The organism is Rhodococcus sp. OK302 (assembly GCF_002245895.1).
Taxonomy (GTDB): Bacteria; Actinomycetota; Actinomycetes; order Mycobacteriales; family Mycobacteriaceae; genus Rhodococcus_F.
The window spans coordinates 2,597,433-2,611,188 of the sequence record NZ_NPJZ01000001.1 but is presented as its reverse complement, the minus strand read 5'-3'; the positions used below and the strand labels follow the sequence as shown (position 1 = coordinate 2,611,188).

The window sequence follows — 13,756 nt, the reverse complement described above, 5'->3', positions numbered from 1 at the left end:
CTTCTCAAACCAGCAGACCCGTGAATAGTGGCAAAGGTCCGAATTTGGCCAATGTACCGACCGACCGGGACGGATCCGAAAACTTTCAGCCCACAGCCACCCCCTGGACACCGACAAGAATCGAGGCGTGTAATCATCCAGCTAAGCTAAAGTTCCAGGAACTCAGCACCTCGAGTCGTCCCAACGCACGGGGCACCGGGCACCAATCCCGACACCACTCTCGTCGTGACACAGTTTGCCGTGACTACAGTGCGTGGTCCTTGGTTTCCACCAGAGCCCACGTGCAGACGAAACTCAGCACACCGAGGACGGCCAGCATGATGCCGATAGCCATGCTCCCGTATGCCGAAGCAAGCGGGGCTGCGATCAGCGGCGGTACAGCGCCGCCGAGGACGCCCGCGAGGTTGTAGCCGAGGCCGGCACCGGTGTAGCGGTAGCGCGTCTGGAACATCTCCGGAAGCAGGGCACCGCAGGGACCGTAGGCGATTCCGAAGATCATCAACGTTCCGAACATTCCGAGAACGAAGGCGATGGGCGATCCGGTGTCGAGAAGCGGGAAGAGCACCAGCGCCCACACGACGGCCATGCCACACGAGATCATGATGACCTTGCGACGCCCGATCCTGTCGGAGTACAGCGCCGAGACGATGATTGCGGCGCCGAAGACAAATGCGGAGGCGATGCCGACCGACAAGACGAACGGCCGTGAGAAGCCGAGCGTCTTGGTGCCGTAGCTCGTCAGGAAGGCAGTGCCCATGTAGAAGAAGGCGAACAGGCAAGCCAGAGCGCCTGCAGAGAGCAGGATTTCCTTGGACTGAAAACGCCAGGCATCCAGGAACGGTAGCGTGCGAGGAGCCTCGTTCTTCTGCGCCGCAACGCGATCGGCCTGCTCGGCCTTGAATACCGGAGTTTCTTCGATAGCAAGACGCATGTAAAGCCCGATGCCGACCAGAACGATGGAGAACAGGAACGGGATACGCCAGCCGTAGTCGAGGAACGCCTGATTGGTATCGCCGAGAACCGCGCCGGTAATGAGAAACGTGCTGCTGGAGAGAATGAATGCGATGGCCGGGCCCAACTGCGGGAACATCGCATACAAGCCGCGTTTACCCGGTGGGGCGTATTCGGCAGTCAGCAGGGTCGCGCCGGCCCACTCACCTCCGACCGCGAAACCTTGCCCGAATCGCAAGACCACCAAGATGATCGGTGCCGCGATACCGATAGTGGCAGCGCCCGGGAGCAGACCGATGAGGAGCGTCGAGATACCCATGAGCAGCAGCGTGGAAATCAGCGTCTTCTTGCGGCCGATGCGATCGCCGAAGTGCCCGAACAACATTGCACCCACAGGGCGTGCAATGAACGCAACGGCAAAGGTAGCGAACGATGCAACCGTGCCGGCCGTAGCACCCAAGGCAGGGAAGAACACCGTCGGAAACACAAGTGCCGCAGCAGTTCCGTAGATGAAGAAGTCGTAGAACTCGATAGTCGTGCCGATGCAACTGGCGATGGCAACTCGCCGTACGCTCGTCTTGTTGGCGGGGACTGTTGCAATGCCTGCGGCACTGGTTTCCCCTGATGGAGAGACTGTTGTCACTCGTTTCCTCCGTGGTCCGGTGGTGACGCCCTGTGGGTGTCACCGTCGATAGAAGGAAAGGTAGTGATGCGGCTCACCCCCGCACTACCCCCGAAAGAGGGTGATCGTGATGTGGATCACGATTCATATGCAAAAGTAACGGGTTTCACCCTACGTACAGACAAAAGAAGACCGCTCAACTCTCACCGAGTTGAGCGGCCGCTTTCGGATGCTGCCGTCAGTTCTGGGTCTTGCCGGCAGCCTCACACAACTCCTGGCGAATCTCCACCCACACGGTGGCGTACGAGTCGATACCCGTCTCCGACATCCACTTCAACTCTCCCGCTTGAACTTTCGTCAACGCACTGGAGAACAGATCCTGGTAGCGAGACAAACGCGGAACGAATGCCGACAGATCATCGAACACGTTGGACGCGCGACGGTCCAAGTCTGCGAGAGAGTCTGCGTCAGCACGTGCAACGAGGGCAGAGAATTCCTCGTCCAGCGGCAGGAATGCCTCGAGCACGTCGAGAATCGAATCCTCGTCGATCGAGACGCGCTCGGCGTCCAGTTGATCGTTCAGCTCGGTGAGACCCTTCTCGGTCAGGCTGATCGTGCCCTCACTCTCGAGCGCCTTCCCCTGCGCGATCAGGGCGTCGTACGCGGCCTGACCGGACGCGGCACTGACTCCCAAATGCTCGGCAAGGACAGAAGATCCAACCTGTCCCTTGAGCCGCACCGACTGAAGCAGCGCCAACTCGTCCACATTGCCGGCAAAGGCCATCGCATTCTCCTCATTACGTGCCGCCAGGGCGGCTCTGCATTCGACGCGAACTCCACCCGAGAGCTCGCTGCCCCACTGGGCAAGATCAATCTGCCCCGACGGGCAAACCAATCTCATCACAACGAGCCAGGCCGTAGCACTGCTGCCCGTCACCAGGAAACTCACCGACGGGTGTGACCTACCGGACATACGGTACCTTTGGCGCGTGAAACCCACCCTCGTGTCAGTGGTGATCCCGGCGTACAACGCTATGGATCACATCGACGAACAGCTGACAGCTCTCGCCTCGCAAGATTACGACGGCAAGTTCGAAGTCATCGTCAGCGACAACGGCTCAACGGACGGTCTTGCACAGTTCATCGAGAACCACCCCGCCATTGATGCCTTGTCCCTCCAGCTGGTGAATGCCTCCGAAGCTAGAGGAGGTGGCTACGCGCGCAACGTGGGAGTTGCAGCATCCCGCGGGGATTTCATCGCATTCTGCGATGCGGACGACCGCGTGCACCCGTCCTGGCTGACGGCCATCACACGTGCTGCCGAAAACTCCGACGCTGTCGGCGGTGTCGTGGAAACTACGTCGATCAACTCCCCCGAGGTCGCCACGTGGCGCCGGTTCACCACCGAAACGCAGTTCGGCAGCAGCGATTTCCTTCCCTACGGCATTACCTGCACCTTCGGGATCTGGCGCACAGCGTTTGACGCGATCGAGGGATTCGATCTCCGCTACGTCAGGTCCGGAGAAGACATCGACCTGAGTTGGCGACTGCAATTGGCCGGAATGACACTGGCGCACGCTCCGGATGCTGTAGTTGCGTACCGCTTACGCGGCACCTATCGCGGAACGTGGAATCAAACGCGCGCCTACGGAATTGCGACGGCACAACTGTACTCACGTTTCCGCGATCACGGCCAGAAAAGGACGGCTCCACGGGAGCTTGCAGCAACCGTACTTGCGTTAGTTATTTTCAACCCTCTAGTTCCCCAACGGATCTGCCCGATGCCGCGCGGCCGTTGGTTCGTTCACGCGGGCAACTTGGCTGGAAAGATCCAGGGCAGCATCAAACATCGCGTCCTGTACATCTGAGAGCTATTCGAGCGTCAGCACCTCACCCGCGGGCAGTTCGTCTGTGCGCGAGGTGTCCTTGAGATCTACACCCGAGCGACCCAATTTACGGGCGCCCGCAACCAGACTCGCAACGACGCGGGCAGCCTGCTCGTAGCCCAACCCTTCCGGCGGATGGATGTTGGAAATGCAGTTGCGATCGGCATCCGTACGTCCGACGCGCGGGAGGTGTGTCAGATAGATCCCGACGCTGTCCGCGACGGACAGGCCCGGGCGTTCGCCGATCAGAACGATAGCGGTCTGCACTCCCATCGCCGAAGCTATGTGATCACCGAGAGCAACCCGCGCATTGGTCGCAATCACCGGCGGCGCAAGGGAATAACGCTCCCCCAGTACCGCAACCAGCGCCGAAAGCAATTGCTCACCGTGATCCATCAGGGCACGTGGCGAAAGTCCGTCGGCCAGAATGAATCCGATCTCCTTGTCGGAGTGCTCGATCGAACGCAGATCTGCCGGTCGGCGCCCCAGATCCGGTCGACGCAAATACTCACTACGCGAGGACACCGCGCTGGTCACCAGTGCCGGTGCTCCGATGCCGACAGCTTCGACACGCTGAGCGAGAGTCTGCGAATCGAGTGGAACGTGAACGGCGTCGCGGGCCGCGGCGTGAGCAGCCTTGAACTCGAGAACTCGACTGGTGGGCAATGAATCACCGGTGCGGCCCAAACCGATTCGGGACTGGGTGGTCTTACGAAGCGGGCCCCAGAAATCGGAGACCAACGCGTTGTCGTCGATCATCACTTCACCGTCAACGATCGCAGTGGCGATGATCCGGCATCGATGGGGAGAACCCGACCGTGGTCGTCCGTCATCCCCAAACCGTGTAGCCACGCCTCGAACTCGGGGGCAGGTTGCAACCCGAGTACGCGGCGCACATACAGCGCATCGTGGAAGGCGAGACTCTGATAGCCCAGCATCACATCGTCTGCGCCGGGAACAGCAATCACAAAGGCTGCGCCGGCCACTCCGAGCAAGGTCAGCAGATTGTCCATGTCGTCCTGATCAGCCTCGGCATGGTTGGTGTAGCAGACGTCGACACCCATCGGCAGGCCCAGAAGCTTTCCGCAGAAATGATCTTCCAAACCGGCCCGAATGATCTGCTTGCCGTCGTACAGATACTCGGGCCCGATGAAGCCCACCACCGTATTGACGAGCAGTGGTTCGAGATCGCGGGCTACCGCGTAGGCCCGTGTCTCGAGTGTCTGTTGATCTACCGGCGCTCCCCCGGTACCGAAATGATGTCCAGAACTGAGTGCTGATCCCTGCCCGGTCTCGAGGTACATGACATTGTTTCCGACGGTCCCCCGGTTCAAGGATCGTCCGGCTTCGTTTCCTTCACGCAGCAACGGAATGTTCACTCCGAAACCCGAATTGGCGCCTTCGGTACCGGCGATCGACTGGAAGACCAAATCCACCGGGACACCGGATTCGATCAGTCCGATCGTGGTCGTCACATGTGAAAGCACACAGGATTGTGTCGGGATTTCGAACCGCTGCCGGATATCGTCGAGAAGATGCAGGAGATCCGACGTCGCCTGCGGAGAATCCGTCGCGGGGTTGATACCGATGACGGCGTCACCGCAACCCATCAGAAGACCGTCGAGTGTGGCTGCGGCGATTCCGCGTGGATCGTCGGTGGGATGGTTGGGCTGCAACCGGGTGCTGAGCCGCCCGGGCAGTCCGATGGTGGTCCGGAACCCGGCCGTCACGGTGACTGCCTTCGCGACGGCAATCAAATCTTGATTGCGCATGATCTTGCTGACAGCTGCCACCATCTCCGGAGTAAGGCCCGGGCTCACCGCCGCGAGCACCGCAGAGGCACCGGGCGCCGACGCAGTCTCGAGCAGCCAGTCGCGGAATCCTCCGACGGTCAGATGCGCGACCGGTTGGAACGCCAGTCGATCGTGGCTGTCGATAATGAGCCTGGTGACCTCGTCATCTTCGTACGGAACCAGGAGGTCTTCCAGAAAGACCTTCAGTGGCAGTTCTGCCAAAACCCATTGGGCAGCAGCACGTTCCGCATCGGAGTGCGCAGCGCATCCTGACAACTCGTCACCTGATCGCAGCGGTGTCGCCTTGGCCATGAGGTCGACGAGACCGTCGAACGTGTAGGTGGTTCCGGATATCTGTTGGTGATACGTGCTCATCCCAGTTCTTCTTCCGCCTGTGCAAGTACAGCAAACTCCTCATCAGGTGAGTTGGCAACAAGGTGATGACGGCTGTAGAGACCGAAGTATGCCATCAACACAGCGAATGCAACCAATGTAAGAAGTGCTGCAACAGGATCGACCAGGAACGTTGCGACCACCGATACAGCGGCGATGACGAGCGCAAACGAGGTTGTCACGATCCCGCCGGGAGTCCGGTACGGGCGAGGCATGTTCGGCTCGCGCTTACGAAGCACGATGTGGCTCACCATCATCAGCACGTAACTGACAGCCGCGCCGAATACCGCCATATTGAGCAGCATTGCACCTTCGCCGGTGAGCGAGAGTGCAAATCCGATGATGCCGGGAACGACGAGTGCGAGCGTCGGAGCCTTGCGCTTGTTGGTGATCGAGAGGTTTTTGGGAAGATATCCGGCGCGAGAGAGCGCAAACGTCTGGCGAGAGTACGCATACATGATGGAAAAGAAACTTGCGACCAGGCCGGCGAGTCCGATGTAGTTGACTGCCTTGGCAGCTCCGCTGTCGCCGAGTGCTTCGACCAACGGATTTCCCGAGGTAGCCAATGCGTCGGCGCCAACCGCTCCGGTTGCGAGGAACAGAACCGCTGCACCCGTGACGATCAGGATCAGCATGCTGATGATTATGCCGCGCGGAACGTTCTTTTCCGGCTCACGTGCTTCTTCGGCTGCAAGCGGAACGCCTTCCACTGCAAGGAAGAACCAGATCGCGAAGGGCACGGCAGCCCAGATTCCGAGTAGCCCGAAGGGAAGGAAAGATGACGACCCCACAGCGGTTGAATCAACGGCGATGTCGGTCAGATTGGACGAATCAAACAGTCCCACAGCCGAAACCGCGAAAACGATCAATCCCACCAGTGCGATGGCGGTGATGATGAACATCGCCTTGAGTGCCTCACCGGCGCCGGTCAGGTGAATTCCGATGAAGATTGCATACACCGCCAGATAGACCCACCAGCCATCTGTAATTCCGAACAGGTTCAAGGACTCGACGTACGCTCCGATGAACGTCGCAATCGCTGCCGGCGCAATGGAATACTCGATGAGAATTGCTGTGCCCGTGGCAAATCCACCCCACGGACCCAATGCGCGTCGCGCAAAGGTGTACCCACCGCCGGCCGCCGGAAGCGCGGATGACATCTCCGCCATTCCCAGCACCATGGCCAGGTACATCCCTGCGATCACAACGGCCGCAATGAGCAGACCACCGAACCCGCCCTCGGCTAATCCGTTGTTCCAGCCGGCGTAGTCACCGGAAATTACATAGCTGACGCCCAACCCGGCCAGCAGTACCCATCCGGCGGTACCTTTTCGCAGTGTTCGTTTCTCGAGATACGAGTTGTCTTCCGCATGAAAGTCCGCGCCGTCGTGATGGCTGCCGTCATGGCGGGCGCCGGATGCAGCGCGCTGATCAGCTTCGCCTGGCACTTGATCTGAAAGAGACATGTCTATCCCCCTGAATCGGTCAAAAATGAGACGCCGCAAACGAATGCGTCGTATGAGGTGAACCGTAGGACCATGAAGTCAAGAGCGTCCGCCGTGGGATGACGGCGATGTAACGGCTCAGTCTCGGCCGGCCGTTCCCGGAACGGGGCAAGCGTCAACGGCTTCGGCGACAACCTGTGGAACAGTGGGCGGGTTCGGCCGTACTCCGACCTCCCAGTCCGCACCGACCAGAATGGTCGACGAGTTGAGGGACGCATTTTCTTCGGGCGTGAAAGCCCTTGCTCGACTGAGGAATCGATATCCTTCAGGAGCTTCCAAGCTGAATCCGCCGCCGCGGCCCGGCACGACGTCCAGAACGAGTTGGGTGTGCTTCCAGGCTTCGAATTGGGAACCGGAGATCCACACCGCAACGGCGTCGATTCCCGTCGGCAGATCCACCGGAACCTCACCGACTCCGAGCCTGAGGTCGATGACACCGAGCAGTACATCGTGATCGCCGACAATGAATTCGCCTGCGGGATAACACATCGGCGCGCTGCCGTCACAGCATCCACCGGACTGATGCATCATGAGTTCACCGTGATTCCCACTGAGGCGGCGCAAGAGATCGGCCGCCCCAGCGGTGGTCACGAGACGAGGTGGAACGACGCCGGCAGAGCTGGCACCTGGCTCAGCAATATCTGGGGCGTTCATTCCAACCTCCGTGTGTTTGTTACTCGAGCTGACCTAGTGAATCAGCGGATCAGAAGAAGCCCTGAGCCTTCTGTGCGTAGCTGACCAGGAGGTTCTTGGTCTGCTGGTAGTGCGAGAGCATCATCAAGTGGTTCTCACGGCCGATACCGGACTGCTTGTATCCACCGAACGCAGCGTGTGCCGGGTACTGGTGGTACGTGTTGGTCCACACACGGCCCGCCTGGATATCGCGGCCCGCACGGTAGGCAGTTCCACCGTCTCGTGACCAGACACCGGCACCGAGGCCGTAGAGGGTGTCGTTGGCAATCTCGATGGCCTCGTCGTAATCCTTGAACGACGTGACGGAGACGACCGGTCCGAAGATCTCTTCCTGGAAGATGCGCATCTTGTTGTTACCCGTGAAGATCGTCGGCTGCACGTAGTAGCCGCCGGCGAGGTCGCCGCCCAACTGAGCGCGCTCACCACCGGTGATGACCTTGGCGCCCTCGGCCTTACCGATTTCGATGTACGAGAGAATCTTCTCGAGCTGGTCGTTGCTGGCCTGCGCACCGATCATCGTCTCGGTGTCGAGCGGATTGCCTTGGCGCACAGCCTTCGTGCGAATAGCTGCCATCGCGAGGAAGTCGTCGAAGATGTCCTCCTGGATCAGAGCACGGGACGGGCACGTGCAGACCTCACCCTGATTGAGGGCGAACATCGTGAAGCCTTCCAGGGCCTTGTCCTGGTAATCGTCATTGGATGCGAGGACATCGGAGAAGAACAGATTGGGGCTCTTGCCGCCGAGCTCGAGGGTGACCGGAATGAGGTTCTGCGACGCGTACTGCATGATCAAGCGTCCGGTGGTGGTCTCACCGGTGAAGGCGATCTTCTTGATGCGAGGGCTCGACGCCAACGGCTTGCCGGCTTCGACGCCGAATCCGTTGACGATGTTGAGAACGCCGGCCGGCAGCAAGTCGCCGATGATGCCGATGAGGTGCAGGATCGAGACGGGAGTCTGCTCTGCGGGCTTGAGGACTATTGCGTTACCGGCGGCAAGTGCAGGGGCAAGCTTCCACACCGCCATCAGGATCGGGAAGTTCCACGGAATGATCTGTCCGACCACACCGAGCGGCTCGTGGAAGTGGTAGGCAACGGTGTCCGAGTTGATCTCGGACAGCGAACCTTCCTGTGCGCGAATAGCTCCCGCAAAGTAGCGGAAGTGATCGATCGCAAGAGGAATGTCGGCGTTGAGGGTTTCGCGGATCGGTTTTCCGTTGTCCCAGGACTCGGCGAGTGCGATGGATTCGAGGTTCTCTTCCATCCGATCGGCGATCTTGTTCAAGACGATGGCGCGCTCGGCAACGGAGGTCTTACCCCAGGCCGGAGCGGCTGCATGTGCCGCGTCGAGTGCGAGCTCGATATCTTCTGCGGTGGAGCGAGCTACGTCGCAGAAGTTCTGCCCCGTTACCGGAGTCGGGTTCTCGAAGTACTGGCCCTTGACTGGTGCGACCCACTCGTTTCCGATCCAGTTGTCGTAACGAGACTGGAAGGACATGATCGCGTCGGCGGTACCGGGGCGGGCGTACACGGTCATTTGCAAGCTCCTCTGTGAACGGATCTTCGCCTGTGACCACCAACTTCATGACCACAGCCCCACCCCCGCGGGGTGTGATTCACAACACTAGGAGCGGCAACGTTGCAAGTACGTTGCGCTCAGAGACCCAACTGCCGGTCGAGGACGTCAATCTTGGCCTTGACCTGCGAATACAGTGCCGATTTTGGATCGAGCGTCGACAAGTACGCCTCCCAGACGACGGAATCTTCGCGTCCGTGGACGGAGGTAGTCCAGCGCGCCAACAGAGCGGCGTCACCGCCGCGAAGCAGGGCGGCCTGAACGCGCGTGCGGAGTTCATCTCGGATGGCGTCGATACCCGGAGAGGCAGATCCGCCCAGAACCGGACCCGTGTACAGACGCAGGGCGGTTGCCGCGTCACCGCGATCCAAAGCACTCCGAACGTCGTCGACATCGGTAGTGAACTCGGCAATGATGCGATACGGCCTCGACGCCAACCTGTCGGCACCGAAAACCTTACGTAGGCGCGACATTTCAGCGCGGATGGTGACACCGTCCAGCTCACCTTCGTCAAGGAGAACCGCAAGATGATCTGCACTCAGGCCCTCGGGATGCTCGGAGAGCAACAGCAAGATTTCGGCATGACGTTGCGAGATCGGAATCCGCTCGCCCCCACGGACGAGTGTGGGTCGTCCGCCGCCGAACGTCTCCAACCGGGGCGCGGAGGCCGTCAGCGGGATCGGCGAGTTGAGGAGGTGGAACCGCAGTTCCGATTCGGCGGCTGCCACGGTTGCACGGATCAACGACAACACTTCCGGGACGGCGACGCGTGGCCCGCCCGTGATGTCGATGGCACCCAGAATCTGCCCGGTCGTGGGGTCATGGACCGGCGCCGCCGAACAACTCCAATCGTGAACGGTCCGATTGAAGTGCTCCGAGCCGAAGATCTGCACCGAGTGATCGATTGCCAGTGCTGTGCCCGGCGCATTGGTACCGACGCGATCTTCGCTCCAGTCGGCACCTTCGACGAAATTCATCGACAACGCTTTGTCCTTGGCCGAGCTGTCACCCTCCACCCAGAGCAACCGGCCGTGCGCGTCACTGATCGCGATCAACAACCCGGTCTCGGCAGCATCTTCTACCAGCAGCTTTCGGATCACCGGACGAATGAGCGACATGGGATGCGTCGAACGATAGTTCTCGAGTTCGACGCCTTCGAGCATCTCGGGATTTCCGACGACATCGGGATCGACGCCTTTGTTCCGGCTGCGCATCCAGGATTCCAGCACGACGGAACGCACGTGGGAGTCGTCCGGAAGGCCATGCCCCGGCCCGTCCTGGGCATCGATGAACGACTGATGAGCGCTGGAGAGTCGACGCGCCAGCACCGCGACGTCATCTCCTGGCCGTACGGCCACCCACGGGTTGCCGTACACAGCCTGTTCACGTGCCATATTCTGCGTTCCTCCGCTCCCCTGCCACTGTAATGCCCATCACAGGTCGATGGTGAAGTCTGACCATGCGGTTTCCTTTATCCCGCCACAGCTCGGACCAACTCGCTCGCGCGCTCCGCCACCATGACCGCAGTTGCGTGCGGACCACGACTGGGGATTGCGGGAAAGATCGAGGTGTCGACGATACTGAGTGCGTCGACGCCGAAGACGCTGCACTGCTCGTCCACCACCACCCCCATTGCACAACTGCCGCTCAGATGCAGCGACGTTCCCAGCCTCGACTCGATCCACTCGTCCGAGTAATCGATGTCCGGTCGCTCGATCAGTCCGGTAGCGGCGATCGATTCCAGCAGGCTCTCGGCCAATCGCATGCCCCGACGAATCGTCGCGCGATCATGGCCCGATTCCAGATAGTTGTACCGAATCCGCGGAGCACCCGCCGGTGCCATCGCGTCAAGCTCGACGCTTCCGCGACTGTGCGGTGCCATGAGGACCACACCCAAACCGTGATCCATCGGCGCTACGCCGGGCACAAGATCCGCAAATGACGCGGTGTACGGACGGATTTCGAGATCCGGCTCATTGAGCGTCACTTCCAGAACCGGAGTTCGGTATCGAAGCAACTCAGGCGTCGAATATCGGTACGGGATCAGAACTTCCGGATGATCGACGAACCCCTGCCCGACTCCGGGAAGATCTACCACGACGGGAATTTCTTGGGCAGCAAGATGTTCGGCTGATCCGAGACCGGAATTGAGCAGCAGATGTGGTGTCGCTATCGCGCCCGCACACACCACGACATGGGCGGCACGAATACGTCGAAGTTGCGAGCCGTCGAGAACATCGACCCCAATAGCGCGGGTTCCCGAGAAGACAATACGAACGACCACAACACTGACGTCGACGCTCAGATTTGTGCGGCCCAGAGCCGGCATCAGATAGCCGAGCGCCGTGCTGATTCGGCGATGCTCGGAAATATTGAGCGGGACGGGACCGACGCCGACAGAGTCCGGAGCATTCTTGTCGAGGTCGTCGGGAAAACCTGCTTCGATCGCCGCTTGGTGGAACTGTCCACTCAGCGGATGCATGTCATCCAATTGCCGCCGACGAACCGGAATCGGTCCGCGCTCACCGTGATACGGCCCGTCGAAATCGTGATCGGTCTCCGACTGACGGAAGTACGGCAATACCTTCTCGTAGCTCCACGACTGTGGCCAGCTCGCGAAATCCGCGCGTGTGGCTCGGGCGAAATACGCGCCGTTGACAGCCCCCGAACCTCCCAACGTCCGCCCTCGCGAGATCGTGGAAAGGCGATCCGGCGTCAACTCGACCGGGTACGTCCACGTGTGCTCACTGGCCGGCCCCACCGGCAACAAGTATGGATCATGCAGTACCGCCGGGAGTTCGAGCGTCGATCGATAGCCGGGTCCCGCTTCGAGCAGCAACACCTTCGCTGCAGGATCTTCGCTGAGTCTCGCCGCGATCACACAACCGGTGGTGCCGCCGCCGACAACCACAAAATCTGCGTAATCCGGAACACTCACTTGGTGATTCGAGGCTTCAACGCAGCCAGGTCGTGCGCCTCGATTGCACCGCGCCACAGGCCGAATCCGTACGCCACGTCATCAGCCCGCTTGAACAACACGTACCGCACCGGCCCAAGTCCGCCGGGTTCACGGTGCCGGTACCAATCCACCAACCCCTCCCCGACTGCTGCAGCAAGCGCCAAGCGTCGGATCTTGCGTGAGCAGATGACCGCCAACAGAGTGACCGGCCAATAGTGACGGCACATCGCCGACGCGAGTTGCCAGAACCCACCCACAAATCCCTGGGCAGCCAGAATTGCCGCGATGCGCGTCGGCTGACGTAGCCCGGTGAACATCTTCCGCAAGCGGAACGTGGTGAACAGCAATGCCCCGATCGCGCCGGCCAGCCCGGAACGGGTGAGAGTGGCAGCCGCAATGCACGAGAACAACATCCAGAACGACATGGCCATCGGCGGCACCGAACCCGGATGACGCGCGGCCAGCGGTGCCGCGCCGGTTCCGTAGAAGGCGCGTCGGCTGAACCACTTGCCGAACTGCACCCGGTGATCGTGGGCGACATTCGCAACCGGTTCATAACGCAGGCGCCAACCAGCGGCCTGCAAACGCCAACAGAAATCGACGTCCTCGGCTACTTCGAGGCTTTCGTCGAAACCTTCGCATTCGAGGGCCACGTCGCGGCGCACGATCAGCGCGGCACTGGGCACGTAAGCCACCGGACTACCCGACTTGACCGCAGCTTCCTTGCGTCCCAGATCCAGGGAGGAGCGCATGTTCTCGTAACGAGCCAAAGCTGTCCCGTACGGATCGAGAGCCACAATCCTCGGCGCAACCAAGGCAACTCCGGGGTCACTGAAATGACCCAGCATCAGCTCGAGCCAACCCGCCCGCGGAATGACGTCGGAATCGAGGAATGCCACGAAACGTGTTTGGGCCGAACGCAACCCCGAGTTTCGAGCAGCCGACGGGCCACGCGCCTTCTCGTGCCGGACGACGGTGATCGAGCCCGTTCCCGGAGTATTCTGACGGGGTTCCAGAGGAACCTCGGATCCGTCGTCGACGACGATCACAGTCAGATCCTTGAGAGCGGGCAACAGTCGTTCGACACCCGCCCTATTGTCCTTCACCGGAATCACAACAGTGACGTCGACCGCTGACGGCGTCGACATGGGCCGAGGGTTTGCCACTCCCGAATCGAGCAGATGGCGCGCCACTGCCGCACTCTGCTGATCGACGACCTCGAGAAAACCGTCGCCGATCATCGCGGCCGCAGTCGGAGCGAGCTTGAGCATGCGTGTCGGCGAACCGCCGATGAGCACGCGGCCACCCGAGTACGTGCGAACTTTGGGATCCAACCGAATGCCGAAGCCATCGGGGAGTCGTGCGGGTCGCATCAGGCGAT

General features: G+C 60.7%; 11 protein-coding genes. 1 reads left to right on the top strand and 10 read right to left on the bottom strand.

Features of this window, described 5'->3' with window-relative positions:
• Positions 1–244: 244 nt before the first annotated feature.
• Positions 245–1,594, bottom strand: coding sequence for an MFS transporter (locus BDB13_RS12240; RefSeq protein ID WP_441347187.1), 1,350 nt, complete (start codon positions 1,592–1,594; stop codon positions 245–247).
• Between the two features lie 217 nt (positions 1,595–1,811).
• A complete protein-coding gene (locus BDB13_RS12235) occupies positions 1,812–2,357 on the bottom strand; it encodes a hypothetical protein (protein ID WP_094274870.1) in 546 nt (181 codons plus the stop codon).
• 205 nt (positions 2,358–2,562) lie between these two features.
• Here BDB13_RS12235 and BDB13_RS12230 point away from each other — a divergent pair, with 205 nt between their 5' ends.
• Entirely contained in the window at positions 2,563–3,441 is an 879-nt protein-coding gene (locus tag BDB13_RS12230; RefSeq protein ID WP_094271877.1) for a glycosyltransferase, read from the top strand.
• A gap of 3 nt (positions 3,442–3,444) precedes the next feature.
• Here the strand turns inward: BDB13_RS12230 and eutC are convergent, their stop codons facing one another.
• The 8 genes from eutC to mftF form a co-directional block, all read right to left on the bottom strand.
• On the bottom strand, positions 3,445–4,218 hold the full coding sequence (gene eutC, locus BDB13_RS12225; protein ID WP_094271876.1) for an ethanolamine ammonia-lyase subunit EutC: 774 nt from the start codon (positions 4,216–4,218) through the stop codon (positions 3,445–3,447).
• On the bottom strand, positions 4,218–5,627 hold the full coding sequence (locus BDB13_RS12220) for an ethanolamine ammonia-lyase subunit EutB (RefSeq protein WP_094271875.1): 1,410 nt from the start codon (positions 5,625–5,627) through the stop codon (positions 4,218–4,220). The genes eutC and BDB13_RS12220 overlap by 1 nt, the downstream gene beginning before the upstream one ends.
• A complete protein-coding gene (eat, locus tag BDB13_RS12215) occupies positions 5,624–7,117 on the bottom strand; it encodes an ethanolamine permease (RefSeq protein ID WP_441347230.1) in 1,494 nt (497 codons plus the stop codon). The genes BDB13_RS12220 and eat overlap by 4 nt, the downstream gene beginning before the upstream one ends.
• A gap of 111 nt (positions 7,118–7,228) precedes the next feature.
• Complete coding sequence (locus BDB13_RS12210) at positions 7,229–7,804, bottom strand: DUF779 domain-containing protein (RefSeq protein ID WP_094271873.1); 576 nt, start codon at positions 7,802–7,804, stop codon at positions 7,229–7,231.
• Between the two features lie 49 nt (positions 7,805–7,853).
• Positions 7,854–9,377: an aldehyde dehydrogenase gene (gene adh, locus BDB13_RS12205; RefSeq protein ID WP_094271872.1), complete on the bottom strand. Its 1,524-nt coding sequence runs from the start codon at positions 9,375–9,377 to the stop codon at positions 7,854–7,856.
• Between the two features lie 119 nt (positions 9,378–9,496).
• Positions 9,497–10,810, bottom strand: a complete 1,314-nt coding sequence (locus BDB13_RS12200; protein WP_094271871.1) for a transcriptional regulator — start codon at positions 10,808–10,810, stop codon at positions 9,497–9,499.
• A 77-nt stretch (positions 10,811–10,887) separates the two neighbouring features.
• A complete protein-coding gene (gene mftG, locus BDB13_RS12195) occupies positions 10,888–12,354 on the bottom strand; it encodes a mycofactocin dehydrogenase MftG (RefSeq protein ID WP_094271870.1) in 1,467 nt (488 codons plus the stop codon).
• On the bottom strand, positions 12,351–13,748 hold the full coding sequence (gene mftF / locus BDB13_RS12190; protein ID WP_094274868.1) for a mycofactocin biosynthesis glycosyltransferase MftF: 1,398 nt from the start codon (positions 13,746–13,748) through the stop codon (positions 12,351–12,353). The genes mftG and mftF overlap by 4 nt, the downstream gene beginning before the upstream one ends.
• Between the last annotated feature and the right edge of the window lie 8 nt (positions 13,749–13,756).